A 16,727-nucleotide genomic window follows, 5' to 3' on the forward strand; every position below is an offset into this window, starting at 1 on the left:
CACCACGTTCCATGATGATCCGGACATGCTCGCGAAGGTCTCCCGGGGCCTGGGCGAGGCTATGGTCGGTATCAACGTTGAGGAGATCCCGCAGCCGCACCGCCTCGCCGAACGCGGCTGGTAAAACAGTGGATATCATGTCATGCGTTGACAGCCTATGGGCGCCAGATTAGCGTACTCATATATCAGTTGTCGCATAAGCGTTATACCCGCATTCTGGAATCGTTGCACAGGTGCCGAACTGCGCTCGACCGACCATCTACCATCCCCTGAGTCCCTGCGTCTCTGGAAAGGAACCAACTCATGGTTCATAAAGTCCAAGCTGTCATCGCCAAGGAAAAAAACGCTCCGGTCACACTGGAGACGATCCTGGTGCCGGATCCGGGTCCGGGAGAGGCGCTGGTGGACATCCTCACCTGCGGGGTGTGCCACACCGACCTGCACTACCTGCAGGGGGGCATCTCTGACGACTTTCCTTTCCTGCTGGGTCACGAGGCCACAGGCGTGGTCAGCGCCGTCGGTCCGGACGTCACCGAGGTGGCTCCCGGCGACCGCGTCATCCTGAACTGGCGTGCCGTCTGCGGTCATTGCCGTGCATGTGCAAAGGGCCAGCCCCAGTACTGCTTCAACACGCACAACGCCACGCAGAAGATGACCCTCGAGGATGGCACGGAGCTTTCCCCGGCGCTGGGTATCGGCGCCTTCGCGGAGAAGACCCTGGTTGCTGCCGGGCAGTGCACCAAGGTGGACGAGGAAGTCGATCCCGCCGCCGTCGGGCTGCTGGGCTGCGGTGTCATGGCAGGCATCGGCGCGGCCATCAACACCGGTGAGGTCAAGCGCGGTGAATCCGTGGCCGTGATCGGCTGCGGCGGCGTGGGTATCGCCGCGATCGCCGGCGCAAAGCTGGCCGGGGCCACCACGATCATTGCCGTGGACATCGACGCCAACAAGATCGAGATGGCGAAGGAGCTGGGAGCAACCCATGGCGTGGACTCCCGGGCCGAAGATCCGATCGAGGCAATCCGGGCACTGACCGGAGGCAACGGCGCGGACGTGGTGATCGACGCCGTCGGCCGTCCTGAGACCTACAAGCAGGCGTTCTACGCCCGCGACCTCGCCGGTCGCGTGGTGCTGGTAGGTGTCCCGACGCCGGATATGAAGCTGGAACTGCCGCTGCTCGATGTCTTCGGCCGGGGCGGTTCGCTGAAGTCGTCCTGGTACGGGGACTGCCTGCCCTCGCGTGACTTCCCCATGCTCGTCAGCCACTACAAGCAGGGCAACCTGGACCTGGACGCGTTCGTCACGGAACGCATCGGCATCGACCAGGTGGATGAGGCCTTTGCCAAGATGCACGAAGGTAAAGTTCTCCGCTCCGTCGTCGAGATCGATCGGTCGGTGGTCTCCTGATGAGCCTGCGTATCGAGAAGCTGGTCACGTCGGGCACGTTTTCCCTCGACGGCGGCACCTGGGACGTGGACAACAACGTCTGGCTCGTGGGTAACGACGACGAATGCGTCATCATCGACTGCCCGCACGACGCCGCCGCCATCATCAACCAGGTTGGCAGCCGTAAAGTCCTGGCCATCCTGCTGACCCACGCGCACAACGACCACATCGGCGCAGCCCGCGAAGTTGCCGAAGCGGTCAAGGCACCCCTCTATCTGCACCCCGAGGATCACGTGCTGTGGGAGCAGGTCTACACGGACCTACAGCCGGATAATGAGCTGAATGACGGCGACGTTTTTCGGATTGCGGGTGGGGAATTGCGAGCGCTGCACACGCCCGGCCATTCGCCCGGCTCCACGTGCTTCTATCTGGAGAGCAAAGGAAGGGTCTTCACGGGCGACACGCTGTTCAACGGCGGTCCGGGTGCAACAGGGCGGTCCTACAGCGATTACCCGACCATCGTGGCCTCAATCCAGGAGAAACTCCTCACGCTGCCCGAAGACACCGTGGTTCACACGGGTCACGGTGATGACACGACCATCGCGGCTGAGCGACTGACGCTGGCTGCGGCTGAGAAGGGGTAACTCACGTGAGCCCTGAGCCGCTGCCAGGGTCAGGTCAGGAGAACGCGAACAGGGGCGGAAACACAACGACGACGACGGCGGCCCACGCGCCGTAGACCGGCAGGTACCGTGTCTGCCAGTTTTCGAGCTGCGCAAACGGGCGCCGTCTGCGCAGGAAGCTGACTGTCAGCCATGCCGCCCGGATCAGATGCACAAGCAGGAGAACGTTCAGCCCGAGCGCAGCAATCTTGTTGGCGCTGAAGCCGAACTCGGCGATCCGGGTGAGCATTGCAGTCAGCATCACCGCGTCGACCGCAATCGCCGCCACGACCAGAACGAGTTGCAACCCATCGAACAGGTTGGGACGGGCGAGAGAGTCCCGCGCGGAGATCGAGTACAGCAGCAGGCTCAGGACGAGCACGAGGATCGCGTCCATGAGGATGAGCAGTTCACGGTCGACGTCCACCAGGCCGCCCGACGCAGCAATCACTCCCAGCAGGGCCAGCAGCATCACAATGGTCAGCGGGGTGAAGATGCGCGTGAGCACGGGGGCGATGTTCTCGACGACGTTCTGCTTGGCCTCGACGAGCCAGGTTGCCACCACCAGTGCCCCCGGCACAGCGAACGGCAGGATCCATTCGCCGAGGATCGGCTCGAAGTCGGTGCCAATGAGCGCGAAGGCGCCGATTGTGAGGCCGATCAGCACGCCGCCGCCGAGGGCAATCAGCGTGTAGTAGATCGCGAACTCGCCCGTGAAGCGGACAAAGTCCATGCGGCGGCTGTCGGACCGCCACCGGCCGCCGACATACGCAAGCCCCGCCAGCAGCCACAGGACCACCGGGGCATGGAGAACCGCGAGTAGCTCCGTGGAACCGCCGGGAGAGAACGGATACAGGTTGAGTACCGCGGCGAGGGCTACGAAAGGGATCAGCAGCGCCGCGCCGACATAGGAGGTGAGCTGCCGCTTCCAGGCGAAGTAGCCGGCCAGGAACGGGAACACGAGCAGACCAAGGTTTCGCGCGAACACGTTTTCGTTCTCGATGAGCGAGAGACCCACCTTCACTGCGATGCCCGCACCCACAGCCAGGGCGAGGACCACGGCCAGTTCGCGCCAGGGCGGGGTGGCGCCGTCGTCGTTTGTTGATCCGGGGAGCAGCACAAGCTGCTTCCACAGCCGGTCGGTGTGTTCGCGGGCAAATTCGCGGGACACGGCGTCGAGGTTGCCGAGGCGCTTGATGGCGACGAGGAACGCTTCCTCGTCGTCGAGGCCTGTGGCCTGCCGCTCGGCGATCTGTTCGCGGAGGTGGTCTTCGAGCTCGTCGACGTCGGCGGGGGAGATCGCCTGGCTGCGTTGAACGTAGCTGCGCCAGCGGTCGATCTGCGCCTCGAGCTCTGCGTGCATCGCCATCACGCCCACCCCTCGGTCACTGCGGGTGGTCTCGGCGCAGTGTTCCATACCTGCCGCAGCGCGTCGGCGACGACGGTCCACTGCTGCTGGCGTTCGGCGAGGGCTTCCCGCCCGGTCTGTGTGATGGCGTAATGCTTACGACGGCGACCGGCCTCCGAGGTGCCCCACGATGAGTCCACGTAACCGAGCCGTTCGAGCCGGTGCAGCAGCGGGTAGAGCATTCCGTCGGTCCATTGCATGCTGCCGCCGGAGAGCTCGCCGACGCGTTTGAGGATGGCATAACCGTAAAGGTCGCCCTCCGCCAGGATGCCCAGAACGAGCGGGGTGGCGGAGGCCGCCACAAGGTCTTTATCAATGCGCACTGGATCTCCAGATACCTAGAGGTGTTAGGTAAGCAAAGCATAGCAGCGCTAGGTATGTTGCCACCGCGTGTGCAGGCCTACCGTGGAAGCCCAGACTGATTCGAGGGGTGCGTCATGGCAGAGCTTCGCATTGAGCAGTGGTGGATACTTCTGGACACCAGGCACAAGGAATGGTTCCGCGAGAATCTGCGGGCGCCGGAGGTTGACCCGGGTGCCGCGAACGCCGTGCGTGAGGCGGGCGGGCCGGACCTGAGCGGGTCCACGCTTGATCCGCGGGACTGGGACTTCATCGAGATCCAGTCGGAGTTCGTGGACTGAGTCCTCCGCTTACCGCATCACCAGGCCGCCGTCGACAGATCGGCACATCAGGTGATGAAACTGGACCAGCCGCTCGCCAAGAACAGGACAGCCTGCGCGCTCGCCGCGCTCCGCGTGCCTAGCCCCGGGGACGCAATCGTACTGTGGGCATCACCGGCGCCGGCAGCGGAGCAGGCTGCCCCTCCGGGTAAGGGCCGAAGCGAGGGTAGGGGGCACCGTCGTCGTAGTGGTCGTCAGCGGGTGCGCCGGACCGTTCCGCGCCGATTTCGGCCTGCCAGGCAGCACGGTAGGCGACCACCTCGTCATGGGTACGCCCGATGAAGTTCCACCACATGACAATCTGCTCGCCCAGGGGCTCGCCTCCGATCAGGATGAGCCGGGCCGGTTGTTCTCCGGCCTCCAGCATCAGGGAGCGCTGCTCGGGCGGGAGGTAGGCCAGGTGGTTTCCCGGAACCTCTGAGCCGTTGAGGGTGAGGTCGCCGCTGTCCAGCAGTACGCCGTGCTCGAACTTCGGGTCCAGGTTCAGTTCCAACCGGGCTGCGGCCTCCAAATTGACTTCGGCGGCCAGCAGCGGCGGTGTGTAGGTCTCGACCGGTGACGTGGACCCCGCCAGGGATCCGAGGAACACCCGGAGCAGCGTTCCCTCGCCTGTGATCGGCTCGGGTTCGTAGTGTTCGAATGTCGCCGGCATGTGGCGGGTTGCGTCGGGCAGTGCGTACCAGAGCTGTACGCCGTGCAGGAGAGAGGTGTCGGGTGTGGAGAATTCCTGATGGGAGATTCCGCGCCCGGCGATCATCAGGTTGACCTCTCCGGGGCGCACCAGCGCGTGGGCGCCGGAGGAATCGTGATGGCTGATCCCCCCGGTGAAGAGCAGGCTCACAGTGGCCAGTCCGGTGTGAGGGTGCCGGGGCACGCTCATTCCGCCGGACTCCGACACCGGGTCCGGGCCGTAATGATCCAGAAAACACCATGAGCCGATCATGCTGCGCTGCCGCTGCGGCAGGGTCCGGCGCACGGTCATTGCCCGCGGCCCTCCCAGCGGCACGTCGCGGGGGGCCAGCAGCTCAGCAGCAACCGGGGTTGGGTTTCCCGCACAGAGCATTTCCTGCGGGTGCGCGTCCAGATTGGTCATCACAATCCTCTGCTGCGGTGGCGGGTAGGTTCAGAGTGGCCTGCAAGAAATCTAGCAGGGTCGGCCCTGGCGGCCTCTAGAACGTGACCCCGCAGCGGAGCGCAACGTTTGCGTACGACGTCGCCTCGCCCGTTCGGATGATGAGCCGCGCTTGAGTGAGCAGTTCCTTCAGCTCCTCGTGACTTACCGAGTCGGGGGAGAGGCCCTCGGCCCGCACAGTTTCCTCCACAACGGTCCCGGATGCTTCCGCTGCGATGACCGAACCTTCAACCTCGAGGTCGGCCAGCACCGCGCGGAGCACCTCCGCGAATGCCGGCGTCCCCTTCACCAGGGCGAGGTCGACGACGGCGGCAGAATCTGGCAGCGGCATGCCGCAGTCCGTGATCATCACCAGATGCCCGTGACCCAGAGTGCTGAGCCGGGCGCTGATGGGGCCGTTCAGTATTCCGTTCTTCTTCAAGCTTCGGCTCCTTGCGGGGTCGGTGCCTCGGGGAGCGTATCGGTCAGCGACGGGTAGGAAGGCTGTGCGCCCTCGGCACCGACGGCGAACGCGCCGACCCGAACAGCGACACGAACGGCGTCGGGCAGCGCGTCTCCGACAACCAGCCGGGCAGCCAGCGCTCCCACAAAGGCGTCCCCGGCGCCGGTGGTATCCACCACCGCTACCGACGGCGCGGGCACCTCGAGGACACCGGCAGTATCCGACAGCAGCGCGCCCGCACCGCCCAGCGTCATGACAACGGACTGGAAGCCGCACTCGGTAAGCGCCCTGGCTGTCTCGGCGTGATCGGAGGGTGCCGGAGCGCCGGTGAGCTGCGCCAGTACCAGCGCCCCCTCGTGCTCATTGACCACCAGCGGGTCTGCGCGTAGCAGCGTCTCACGGTCCAGCTCGATCACGGGTGCAAGGTTGATCAGCACCCGCGTATGACCGCCCGAAAGCACAGCCCCAACCGCCGCAGCGACCGAGGCGGCAGGGATCTCGCCCTGCAGGACCAGCACCCCGGCGTCGGCAATCCGATCCGCGGCTGAGGCGACCATCGAAGGCGTGACTTCGCCGTTCGCGCCGGGGATGACGACGATAGTGTTCTCGCCGGCGTCGTCGACCTCCACAATGGCGACGCCGGTAGTGGTCCCTACGCGCTGCACGGCGTCAGTATTGACGCCGGCCGCATGCAGACCGGAAAGTGCGACGTCGGTGTAGGAGTCTTGACCGACCGCACCGATCATCGTGGTTGGGGCTCCCAGCTTCGCCGCAGCTACGGCCTGGTTGGCGCCCTTGCCGCCGGGCATCACTGTCATGGTTCGTCCCAGCAGGGTCTCGCCCGGCTGGGGGTGGCGTTCCAGTGTTACTACGAGGTCGGCGTTGATGGACCCTACAACGACGACGCCCGGCGACTGAGTGCTCATTCGGTGAATTCACCAACGTTCTCCGAGTTCACGGTGGTGACCGGAACAGGGATGGTTTCTTCGACGGTCTCACCGGCAAGGACCTGCTGGAGGACCTCGACGGAGCGCTTGCCGAGCTCGGCCGGCTGCTGCGCGATGGTGGCCGTCATGGTGCCTTCCTGGATGGCGGCGAGGCCGTCCTCGGTGCCGTCGAAGCCGACAACCTTTACCTCGGACCCGGCTTTGTCGCCGAGAGCCTGGATGGCGCCGAGGGCCATTTCGTCGTTCTCCGCGAAGATGCCGGTAACGTCGGGGTTGGCCTGCAGCAGGTTGGTGGCAACGTTGAGGGCTTCAGCGCGGTCGAAGTTGGCGGTCTGCATGGCTACCACCTCGATGTTCGGGTACGCGGCAATGCCCTCTTCGAAGCCTGCGCCGCGGTCCCGGCTGGCGGAGGTGCCGGCAACGCCCTGCAGGACGATGACCTTGCCCTCTTCACCCATGGCCTTGGCGAGCTCGTCCGCTGCCTGCTTGCCACCGGCTACGTTGTCGCTGGAAACGAGGGAGGCCACCTCGGCGCCGTTGACTGCGCGGTCGACGGCGACGACCGGGATGTCTCCCTGGACCAACGGTGCAACTGCGGCCGCAGCGGCGTCGGAGTCAACCGGGTTGATGATGACGCCGTCGGTTCCGCTGGTTTCGGCGGTGGCCAGCTGGTTGGTCTGGGTCGCGGAGTCGTTCTGCGCGTCGACCACCTCAAGTTCAATGCCCGCCTCTTCCGCGGCGGCTTCGGCACCGTCGCGCAGTTCAACGAAGAACGGGTTGTTCAGGGTGGACAGGGCGAGGGTGGCCGACGTCGATCCTTCGGCTCCCTCTTCGCCGCCGCGGTTGCACGCGGTGGCGGAGAAAGCGAGTGCCAGCGACATGGTGAGTACTGCTGCCTTGCGGGGGGAAGTGAACTTCATTGTTGGTTCCTTTTCTGTGTTTTCCGTGTGAGGACGGTTTTCGGACGGGAAGTCTTTAGTGCGGGGTGTTCTTGCGGCGCAGGGAGTCGATTCCGACGGCCACGGCAATCACCAGGCCGATGACCACCTGCTGCCAGAAGGAGGAGACGTTGAGGAGGTTGAGGCCGTTGCGGATCACCACGAGCACCAGCGCGCCTACCAGCGTGCCGCTGATGCGCCCGATACCGCCCGCGAGCGAAGCGCCACCGATGACGACGGCGGCAATCGCGTCGAGCTCGTAGCCCGCGGCCGCTTGTGGCTGGGCGGAATCGAGGCGCCCGGAGAGCAGGAGCCCGGCGAGCCCGGCGAAGAGCCCGGAGAGCGCGAACACGGTGACGAGGACCTTGCGGACGGGAACACCGGAGAGGCGCGCCGCTTCCTTGTTTCCGCCGACCGCGTACATGTAGCGGCCCATGACGGTGAAGTTCAGGATGAACGCGGCAACCAGTCCCGCAACGACCAGCACGATGATCGGCATGGGGATGACGCCGAGATCGCCGCCGAGGAAGGACACAGCGGGCGCGGTGCCGATCGGGCGGCCGTCGGAGATGACGAGGGTGAGCCCGCGGGCGATGCTGAGCATGGCAAGCGTGGCGATGAAGGAGGGGAGCCTGCCATAGGCGACGGCGAAACCGCTGACCGCGCCGGCGAGCGCACCGATAGCAAGCCCGCCGATCAGCGCGATCCAGCCGGGCATGGAGCCCTGCGAGAACATCCATGCCGAACCCATGGCCGAGAGTGCTGCGACTGAACCGACCGAGAGGTCGATGCCGGCGGCCACGATGACGAAGGTCAGCCCGAACGCGAGGACCGCGATGACGGAGGCCTGGATGCCGATGTTCAGCAGGTTGGGCCCGGTGAGAAAGTCCGGCGTCGCAATGAACAGCGCCAGTCCGAGGACGAAGAGTCCCACCAGTGCGCCGTTGTCGGCCAGGAACCTGCCTACCCGTGAGCCGCCGTCGCGCGTTTTCTTCGGCGCCGCCGCGGTTGCAACCTTATTCATGACCGTCCTCCATCAGCTTGTCTTCAAGATCGCGCTGTACATCGCGCACCGCCAGCGACATCACGGCGTCCTGCGTGGCGTCGTCGGCGCTCAATTCACCGGAAATATGTCCACCGCTCATCACCAGCACGCGGTCGCTCATGCCGAGCACCTCCGGCAGTTCGCTCGACACCATGACGACGGCGCCGCCTGCTGCGGTGATTGCGTTCATCAGTTCGTAGATTTCGACCTTGGCGCCGACGTCGACGCCGCGGGTAGGCTCATCCAGCAGCAGGACGTTGGAACCCGCCACGATCCAGCGGGCGAAGACCGCCTTCTGCTGGTTGCCGCCCGAGAGCGAGCCGACCACCTGGTCGAGGTTGTGCATGCGGATGCGCAACTTGTCCGAGACGTCCTGTGCGCGCTTGCGCTGACCCGTGCGGTCCACGAGTCCGGATTTCGCCGTCGCTGCGAGCGTTGCGTAGCCGATGTTCTCGTTGACCGGTGCGCCGAGCACCAGCCCGTGTGCCTTCCGGTCTTCCGGGACGTGCCCGACGCCGGCACGAATGGCCGCGCCGATGCTGGACTTGGGCAGTTCCTTGCCGCGCACGCGGACGGACCCGCTGATGTAGGGGTCGACACCCGCGACAGCACGGATCACCTCGGTGCGTCCGGCGCCGACCAGCCCAGCAAGCCCCACGATCTCACCGGCCCGCACGGTAAAGGAAACGTTGTTCACCAGGCCCTTGGTGGAGAGGCCTTCCACTTCGAGGAGTGTGTCGGCCGGGCCGTCGTACTCACGGCGACGGGGGAACTGCTGTTCGATGGAGCGTCCGACCATGAGCCGGACAAGTTCGTCCTCGTGCGTGTCCGCGGGAACCTCGGCGACGAATTCGCCGTCGCGCAGCACCGACACGGAGTCGCCGATTGCGGCGATTTCGTCCAGGTGGTGCGAGATGAAGACCATGCCCACGCCGCGCTGGCGAAGGTCCTTCACAACCGAGAACAGGGCGGAGATTTCTCGTTTGGTGAGTGCCGCCGTCGGCTCGTCAAGAATGAGCATGCGGGCGTTCAGGCTGAGCGCCTTCGCGATCTCGACCAGCTGCTGGCGGGCGATGCCGAGTTCGCTGACCTTGTGGTCCACATCGATGTCCAGTCCGATCATGCCGAGCGCTTCCCGGGCGATCTCGCGCATTTTCCGTCGGTCCACCAGCCCAAAGCGGCGGGGAAAGCGTCCCATGCAGATGTTCTCGGCGACGGTCATTGAACCCACGAGGTTGAGTTCCTGGTGAATGGTGGCAATACCCAGGGCTTCGGAGGCGTTGGTGTCGGGGAGGCGGACTTCCTTGCCGTCGACGAGGATTCGGCCGCCATCAGGCTGGTACACGCCGGCCATCATCTTGATGAGCGTGGACTTGCCGGCGCCGTTCTCTCCGAGGAGCACCTGTACTTTGCCGGGGTAGACGCTGACGGTCACACCCTTGATTACTGTCACGGGTCCGAAGGATTTGGTGACGTCTTCCAACGTCAGGATGGGATTGTCGGTCCCTGAGTTATCGCTCACGATGAATGCCTCCTGGAAGGGTCGTGGTGGAACCGCGGACAATGAGGCGGCTGGGGAGTATCACGGAATCCGGGGTTTCACCGGCGATGACCTGCGTAAGGAGGTCCACGGCGAGACGGCCCATGGCGTCGACGTCGTGGGCGATCACGGTGAGAGCCGGGTTGATGAGGGTGAAGGCTTCGATGTCGTCGTAGGCAACGAATGCCAGGTCAGTGCCGATGGCCAGACCGCGTTCGTTGCAGACACCGATGGCACCGATGCTCATGAGGCTGTCGGCTGCGAGCAGGGCGGTAGGCGGCTGGGGGAGTTCCAGCAGGTGGCGGGCACCTGCTGCACCGCTGGCTGACTGGAAGTCGCCGAAGAAGATGAGGCCGGCGTCGTCGTCTGCGTTGGTGTCCGCGAGTGCGTCCTGGTAAGCGGCGAGGCGTTCGCGCCCGGTCGAGGTGGACTGGGGGCCGGCGATGTAACCGATGCGGCGGTGGCCCAGGTTGGTCAGGTGACGGACTGCTTCCTGGATGCCGGTGGTGTTGTCCGGCGTCACGCTCGGAACGGCGGTGCCGGGGATGACACGGTCAACGAAGACGGTGGGAACGCCGCTGTCGAGGACCGCCTGAAGGTCAGCAATGTCTCCCTGCGGGGCCGCGATGAGGCCGTCGACGCGCTGCGTGAGCATGATGTCGAAGTAGCGGTCCTGCTGTTCGGCGTCCTCGTTGGCGTTGCCGAACAGCGTGAGGTATTTGAAGTCGCGGGCACGCTGTTCGACGGCGTGGGCAAGGTCCGCGAAGAAGGGGTTGCGGACGTCGGGGAGCACCAGGCCGATGGTCTGGGTGCTGGTCTTGCGGAGCGATCGCGCCTGCGCGTTGGGGCGGAAGCCGAGTTTATTGGCCGCACCATTGACCGCTGTGCGCGCTTCCTCGGAAGTGGAAGGGTGGCCGGAGAGCACGCGGGAGGCGGTGGCTACTGAAACGCCCGCCATGTCGGCGACGTTCTTGATCGTCACTGATCGCACCTGTGCTCCTACGCTTGCTCATGGAATCGTTTCCATGGAATCGATTACAAACTATGGCACAGGTCACTGGTGGAGGTCAACAGCGGCATCAGGCGCGTTATCGTTTGCACCGCGGACCACCTTCCCCGGGTTCTGACCTGCCCGGCGGCGTGTCTCTGCGACACGCCGCCGTTGGGACTGTCTGCAGGCAGGAGTTGGGGAATCCGGGGCGGGATGAGCTTCAGAGTTCGGCGGGAGGCGGTCCCAGGATTTCAATATTGTGGCGCGTCGCCGCTGCGCCGAGCGCCGCAGGATCAACGGGCCCAGGGTGCGGAAGTTCACGCTCAAGGGCGGGCTGGCCCGCCTCGGCGGTGAACTCCTCGAAGCCGGCAGGCACCGTGATCTGGAGGGACCTCAGTGGTTTCTCTCCGAGAACCTTGAAGGTGTGGGTCGATCCGACCGGCAGGAAGACGTGGCCGCCGGGGCCCGCGTCGAAGGTTTCGCCGTCGCACTGGAACCTCGCGGACCCGGAAATGATGTAGAAGCACTCGTCCTCGGAGACATGGCGGTGCACGGGGGGTGAGAATCCGGCGGGGTTGACGAACTCGATGACGGTCAGCTTGCCCCTGGTCTGCTCGCCGGAAACCTTGACGGTGGCCAGACTGCCGAGGAACCAGTAGGCGGCGCCGTCGTCGTCGTGGAGCACTGTTCCCTTTACGGTGGATCGACGCGCTATGGATCCACAATGACCCGGCCCTCTATCGCGCTCTGGTTCTCACCTGTGGATGGACGGAAGAGTCGTACAAGCGGTGGCTGACCAGACAATTGAAGACGTCGCTCGCCGAGCCGCTGAACGGTGGTTAGCCCATCGGGGCACGAAAGAGGCCCACTACGCGTGCATGCGGTGAGCCCATTTCGTTGCCGTTGAACGCCGTGCCGTTGGAACGCCGTCAGGCGGAGATGCTCCGCGGGGGAGAGGCGCTGAAGGCGAAGGCGTTGTCGAAGAACGTCTGCAGCTCGTCGCACAACAGCACGAACTCCGGATGGTCGACATACATGAAGTCGTTGTGCCGCCCATCGATCGTGTAGAGCGTCTTTGGCGAAGACGCTGCAGCATACAGCGAAGCCGCTTCACTGAACGGGTGGAGCGTGTTCCGTGAACCGTGGCCGATGAACAGCGGAACCGGAGCGAGGCCGGCGACCACCTTCTCTACGTTCAGGTCCATGATCGACTCCGTGAACTGGATTCGCGTCGGATGGCCGAAACCATACACCTGGGAAAGTTCCTTCCCCACGTAGTCCTTGGTGGCGGGGTCCAGCGGGTAGTGCTCAAATGTGTCGGCGAGCCGGGATTCCCCCTCGAGCACCCGGTGGATGCGGTCCTGCTGCACCTCGTCAAGGATTTTCGTCCACTCGTCATAGGTGTGGATGGACTGCAGCCACCGCTCGCCGTCGTAAAAGCCGTTCAGAGCTGCTACGCCGGCAACGTTCCGGGCGCGTTCTCCGGCGACAATCACGTTCGCCGCCCCCATGCCCCACCCGACCAAGCCCAGACGGGCGTCATCCACGTCCTCCTGGGACTGCATGAAGGTGACCGCATTGCGGACGTCCTCGACCTGCTGCTCAATGAGAACCGTGCCCTTTTCCCCCTCGCTGTCGGCAAACCCGCGGTAGTCGAAACCGAGGCAGATGTAGCCGCGCCGAGTGAGTTGCTTCGCGAACATTCTCGGATAGAACTCGTTGAATCCCTGATACCCGGAGTTGACGATGATTGCCGGGTGGGGGCCCGGGCCCGGCAAATCGTCCGGATAGTAGAGGGTCGCCTTGAGGCGGCTGCCCTCACTGAAGAACGTTGTTTCCTTCTCGATCATTTGTGTTCCTTTTATCTGGCTTGCGGGGCATGTGCTGGCTGTGGCCAGGCCTGCGCTAGCCAAGCAGCCCCTCGCTCTCAAGCCACTCCTCAGCAACATCACGGGGCTGTTCGCCATCGTTGTCGATCCTGCCGTTCAGCTCGGTGATCGTTTCGTTCGTCAGGGACTCGCTGATGGGCGCCATGATCTCCACGATGGCCGGGTACTCATCGAGGGTTTCCTGTCGCAGTGTCATGGCGCCCTGGTATTCGACGAAGAATTCCTCGTCATCCTCAAGGACCGTCAGGTCATTGGAGACGATGCGTGCATCGGTCGAGAAGACCTCTCCGAAATTGCACTCCTCGCCGATCTGCGTGTAGATCAGGTTCAGGTCCAGCTCGACTACACTGCTGAACTCGAACCCGTAGGCCTCCTCGAGCCCTGGAAGGCCGTCGTCGCGGTTGATGAATTCGCTGGCAGCGCAGACTGCACCCTCATCCGGGTTCTCCTGGATGTAAGCCGCCGCGTCACTCATGGTGGCGAGGCCGTTCTCCTCCGCGAAACTGCTCGGGACAGCGATGCGATAGGTGTTCTGGAAGGGAGCCGGTTCGAGCCACGCGATGCCGTTTTCGGCGTCGGCTTCCGAGACGGCGGCGTACAGGTCTTCCGGAACGTCCTCAGTCGAGTTGCCCAGGATGTTCACCCAACCGGTGCCGGTGTACTCCCAGTACATGTCGACTTCATCGGTTTCCAGCGCCTCGCGGACGGTCGCGCTGCCCGAGATACCGGTCCGGTCTTCAATCTCCGCGCCGGCATCTTCGAGCGCGACGGCGGTGATCTGGCCCAGCAGGATGGACTCGGTGAATTCCTTCGAGCCAACTGCCAGCTGCGCGCCTTCCAGCTCTCCGCCGCCGGCAGCTTCGCCGCCACCGCCCCCGGCCCCGCCATCGCCGTCGCCGCCTCCGCCACAAGCGGACAGCGTCAGGGCAAGACTGATTCCGGCTGCAGTAAGCGCCGATGCCTTTCCAAGGGTTGTTTTCATGATTCCTCTTTTGTTGTCGGGTGTTCTAAAGGCCTTTGGGGCGCAGGAAGTCTTCCGCTATTCCTGCCAGGTAGTCGATGAGCAGTGCCAGTACGGCGGTCAGGCCGGCACCGACAAGCTGAATCAGCACACGGTTCGTGGAGAGGCCGGCGACGATGATGTCGCCGAGGCCGCCCGCGTTGATATAGGTGGTCAGGGTTGCTGTGCCGACGTTGATCACCAGGGCGGTGCGGACGCCCGCCAGGATGATCGGCACCGACAGTGGAAGCTCGAGGCGCCACAGCACTCCCATCTTCGAGATGCCCATTCCGCGGCCTGCTTCCAGGACGGACTCGTCGACCTGTTCCAGCCCCACCATGGTGTTCAGCAACACCGGGATGATCGCGTAGAGCACAAGGCCGACGACTGCCGCCTGGAACCCGAGGAACAGGAAAGCCACCGCCAGTAGGACGAGCACGGCAATGGTGGGAATGGCCTGCGCGAGGGTCAGGGCAGTGATCACGTAAGGACGGAACCGTTGGGTGAACGGCCGCGTGAGCAGGATTCCGAGAGGAATGGCGATGATCAGCGTCAGTATGGTCGAAACCACCGTCAGCTGGATGTGTTCCCAGGTTGCAGTGGCCAGCGACGCCGGGTTCAGGGAGCGGGCTTCGATGCTGTCCAGTTCGCGCGAGGTGACGTAGAGATACATGGTGAGGCAGGCGGCTGCCAGGAACGCCGGCATGACCAGATATCCGCCGATGGTGCGGGGGTGGGTGCTCGGCGGGGTCTGAACTACGACGTCTCTATCCCGGACTGGAACGCTCATGACAGGCCCTCGCCCGTTTGGACCATAGCGTCGTCCGGATTTCCGGTCTGTCCTGTACCGGACCGGCGCATGGAACGGATGGCGGCGTTGAGCTGCTTGATGTCAACCACGCCCTGGTATGCCCCGCGATCGTCCGTCACGATGGTGACGCTGTTTTCGGACGAGAGCAGATCGTTGAGCGCATCGCTCAGGGTTGCATCCGGCCGGACCATCGATTGGGGCGGAACTCCAATTCCCTCCAGCGCGACGCCGGTTGCGCCCTGAAGCTCCTCAGCTCTCACCCAGCGGCGGGGCCGGGATTCGTCGTCGAGCACCAGCACGGCGTCGCGGCCGCTGCCCTCCAGTGCTGCCATCGCTGCAGCAGGACTGGAGCCTGTGCGTACTGTCGGCCACTGGGAGAGCTCGATATCGGCCACGCGGCTCAGGTTGAGGCGTTTGAGCGATGCCCCTTTGCCGATGAAGTCGGCAACGAATTGGTTCGCCGGAGCAGTCAGGATCCGCTCCGGGGTGTCGTACTGGGCGATGTGGGACGCCTCCTGCAGAATGACGATCCGGTCGCCCATCTTGATGGCTTCATCGATGTCATGGGTTACGAAGACGATGGTCTTTCGGACCTCGGCTTGCAGGCGCAGGAACTCGTTCTGCAACCGGTCGCGGGTGATGGGGTCGATGGCTCCGAACGGCTCGTCCATCAGCATGACGTCGGGGTCGGCACCAAGTGCCCTCGCAACTCCCACACGCTGGCGCTGACCACCTGAGAGCTGTTTTGGATACCGGTCGCGGTATTCCGCCGGAGGCATGTTGACCATGTTCAGCAGCTCGTCCACCCGGGCCGAAACCCGCTTGGCGTCCCAGCCCAGCAGTTTCGGAACGGTCGCCACGTTCTCGCCGATGGTCATGTGGGGAAAGAGGCCCACCTGCTGGATAACGTACCCGATACGACGCCGCAACTTGTCCGGATCAGCCCGGGTCACGTCCTCGCCGTCGAGAATGATCCGCCCCGAGGTCGGCTCGATGATCCGGTTGATCGTCTTCATGGTGGTGGTTTTCCCACAGCCGGAAGGTCCGACGAAGACAACGATCTCTCCCTCGTAGATGTCGAGGGTCAGGTTATCGACAGCGTTGTCCTGCTGCCCCGGGAACCGCTTTGTGAGGTTTTCGAGGCGAATCATGACCTTTCGCGGCGGCTGACTGCTTCCGGTAGAGACATTCATCGGATTCCTTGAGACGTAGTGAGCCTGCGGATGGCGTAGAACAGGACATCGAACAGGATGGCGAGAATGATGATGCCGATCGTTCCGGCCAGCACAAGGTGGACAGCGACCGGGGTGCCGACCCTGGCGAGGCCGGTGAAGATGAGTTCGCCGTAACCCGGGCCGAGAACAATGGAGCCGATTGCGGCGATGCCGAGCAGCACAAGGGTGGTGACGCGAACCCCGGTGATGATGACCGGCCAGGCCAGCGGCAGTTCGATCCGCAGCAGCTGTTGCAGGCGGCTCATTCCCATTCCGTTGGCCGCTTCGACGATGGCCGGGTCCACCTCGCGGAGCCCGGTAATTGTGTTCCGCACGATCGGGAGCAGCCCGTACATGGTCAATGCCACCACCACCGGCAGCGCGCCCAGGCCGAGTGGACCGATGAGCAGGATGAACAGCGCGAATGAAGGCACGGTGAGGAATGCACCGGTGACCGCCAGGACCGCCTCACGGGGGCGTGGTTTTCGGTAGGTGGCCACACCCAGTCCGACGCCGATGACGGTGGCGAGCAGTACCGAAACCCCGACGACGGCGGCATGTTCGAGACCAAGTTCGAGCATGTCGTCGCTGCGCCTGATCAGGAAATCCAGAAATTCCATGGGGCGCTCCTTCCCGGTTGGT

The 16,727-nt window shown here is 64.4% G+C and carries 18 protein-coding genes and 1 pseudogene; 4 read left to right on the forward strand and 15 right to left on the reverse strand.

The window, feature by feature from the left end; translation table 11 throughout:
- The 3 genes and pseudogenes from AC4D1W_RS14965 to AC4D1W_RS14975 all read left to right on the forward strand — a co-directional run.
- Window positions 1-124, forward strand: a pseudogene (locus AC4D1W_RS14965) (pyridoxal 5'-phosphate synthase lyase subunit PdxS); the annotation flags it as partial.
- 179 nt (window positions 125-303) lie between these two features.
- Window positions 304-1,407, forward strand: coding sequence for an S-(hydroxymethyl)mycothiol dehydrogenase (locus tag AC4D1W_RS14970; RefSeq protein ID WP_490899246.1), 1,104 nt, complete (start codon window positions 304-306; stop codon window positions 1,405-1,407).
- A complete protein-coding gene (locus AC4D1W_RS14975; RefSeq protein ID WP_490899247.1) occupies window positions 1,407-2,030 on the forward strand; it encodes an MBL fold metallo-hydrolase in 624 nt (207 codons plus the stop codon). Before AC4D1W_RS14970 ends, AC4D1W_RS14975 begins: the two co-directional genes overlap by 1 nt.
- Window positions 2,031-2,064: 34 nt before the next feature.
- On the opposite strand, the gene AC4D1W_RS14980 is transcribed toward AC4D1W_RS14975, so the two are convergent.
- A complete protein-coding gene (locus tag AC4D1W_RS14980; RefSeq protein ID WP_490899310.1) occupies window positions 2,065-3,417 on the reverse strand; it encodes a permease prefix domain 1-containing protein in 1,353 nt (450 codons plus the stop codon).
- Window positions 3,417-3,779: a PadR family transcriptional regulator gene (locus tag AC4D1W_RS14985; protein ID WP_490890392.1), complete on the reverse strand. Its 363-nt coding sequence runs from the start codon at window positions 3,777-3,779 to the stop codon at window positions 3,417-3,419. Before AC4D1W_RS14985 ends, AC4D1W_RS14980 begins: the two co-directional genes overlap by 1 nt.
- Window positions 3,780-3,893: 114 nt before the next feature.
- Here AC4D1W_RS14985 and AC4D1W_RS14990 point away from each other — a divergent pair, with 114 nt between their 5' ends.
- Window positions 3,894-4,097, forward strand: a complete 204-nt coding sequence (locus tag AC4D1W_RS14990) for a hypothetical protein (protein ID WP_490890391.1) — start codon at window positions 3,894-3,896, stop codon at window positions 4,095-4,097.
- Between the two features lie 118 nt (window positions 4,098-4,215).
- On the opposite strand, the gene AC4D1W_RS14995 is transcribed toward AC4D1W_RS14990, so the two are convergent.
- From AC4D1W_RS14995 to AC4D1W_RS15055, 13 genes are all read right to left on the reverse strand, one after another.
- Window positions 4,216-5,229: a pirin family protein gene (locus AC4D1W_RS14995; RefSeq protein WP_490899248.1), complete on the reverse strand. Its 1,014-nt coding sequence runs from the start codon at window positions 5,227-5,229 to the stop codon at window positions 4,216-4,218.
- Between the two features lie 76 nt (window positions 5,230-5,305).
- On the reverse strand, window positions 5,306-5,689 hold the full coding sequence (rbsD, locus tag AC4D1W_RS15000) for a D-ribose pyranase (protein WP_490899249.1): 384 nt from the start codon (window positions 5,687-5,689) through the stop codon (window positions 5,306-5,308).
- Window positions 5,686-6,636 (reverse strand): ribokinase, encoded by a 951-nt coding sequence (locus tag AC4D1W_RS15005; RefSeq protein WP_490899250.1) that lies wholly within the window; start codon window positions 6,634-6,636, stop codon window positions 5,686-5,688. The genes rbsD and AC4D1W_RS15005 overlap by 4 nt, the downstream gene beginning before the upstream one ends.
- Window positions 6,633-7,577: a substrate-binding domain-containing protein gene (locus tag AC4D1W_RS15010; RefSeq protein ID WP_490899251.1), complete on the reverse strand. Its 945-nt coding sequence runs from the start codon at window positions 7,575-7,577 to the stop codon at window positions 6,633-6,635. Before AC4D1W_RS15010 ends, AC4D1W_RS15005 begins: the two co-directional genes overlap by 4 nt.
- A 55-nt stretch (window positions 7,578-7,632) precedes the next feature.
- The gene (locus tag AC4D1W_RS15015) at window positions 7,633-8,619 is read right to left on the reverse strand and encodes an ABC transporter permease (RefSeq protein WP_490899252.1); all 987 of its coding nucleotides are present in this window, start codon (window positions 8,617-8,619) and stop codon (window positions 7,633-7,635) included.
- Window positions 8,612-10,162: a sugar ABC transporter ATP-binding protein gene (locus tag AC4D1W_RS15020; protein WP_490899253.1), complete on the reverse strand. Its 1,551-nt coding sequence runs from the start codon at window positions 10,160-10,162 to the stop codon at window positions 8,612-8,614. Before AC4D1W_RS15020 ends, AC4D1W_RS15015 begins: the two co-directional genes overlap by 8 nt.
- Window positions 10,152-11,162: a LacI family DNA-binding transcriptional regulator gene (locus AC4D1W_RS15025; protein ID WP_490890377.1), complete on the reverse strand. Its 1,011-nt coding sequence runs from the start codon at window positions 11,160-11,162 to the stop codon at window positions 10,152-10,154. Before AC4D1W_RS15025 ends, AC4D1W_RS15020 begins: the two co-directional genes overlap by 11 nt.
- 229 nt (window positions 11,163-11,391) lie before the next feature.
- Window positions 11,392-11,856 carry a cupin domain-containing protein gene (locus tag AC4D1W_RS15030; protein ID WP_490899254.1) on the reverse strand — a complete coding sequence of 155 codons (465 nt, stop codon included), beginning with the start codon at window positions 11,854-11,856 and terminating at the stop codon, window positions 11,392-11,394.
- 244 nt (window positions 11,857-12,100) lie between these two features.
- Entirely contained in the window at window positions 12,101-13,021 is a 921-nt protein-coding gene (locus AC4D1W_RS15035; RefSeq protein ID WP_490899255.1) for an alpha/beta hydrolase, read from the reverse strand.
- Window positions 13,022-13,076: 55 nt separating this feature from the next.
- Window positions 13,077-14,042 carry a glycine betaine ABC transporter substrate-binding protein gene (locus AC4D1W_RS15040; protein ID WP_490899256.1) on the reverse strand — a complete coding sequence of 322 codons (966 nt, stop codon included), beginning with the start codon at window positions 14,040-14,042 and terminating at the stop codon, window positions 13,077-13,079.
- A 25-nt stretch (window positions 14,043-14,067) separates the two neighbouring features.
- On the reverse strand, window positions 14,068-14,850 hold the full coding sequence (locus AC4D1W_RS15045) for an ABC transporter permease (RefSeq protein WP_490899257.1): 783 nt from the start codon (window positions 14,848-14,850) through the stop codon (window positions 14,068-14,070).
- Window positions 14,847-16,064: an ABC transporter ATP-binding protein gene (locus AC4D1W_RS15050; protein ID WP_490899258.1), complete on the reverse strand. Its 1,218-nt coding sequence runs from the start codon at window positions 16,062-16,064 to the stop codon at window positions 14,847-14,849. The genes AC4D1W_RS15045 and AC4D1W_RS15050 overlap by 4 nt, the downstream gene beginning before the upstream one ends.
- Window positions 16,061-16,705: an ABC transporter permease gene (locus tag AC4D1W_RS15055; protein ID WP_490890365.1), complete on the reverse strand. Its 645-nt coding sequence runs from the start codon at window positions 16,703-16,705 to the stop codon at window positions 16,061-16,063. The genes AC4D1W_RS15050 and AC4D1W_RS15055 overlap by 4 nt, the downstream gene beginning before the upstream one ends.
- Between the last annotated feature and the right edge of the window lie 22 nt (window positions 16,706-16,727).

Source organism: Arthrobacter sp. TJ-170 (assembly GCF_058269305.1).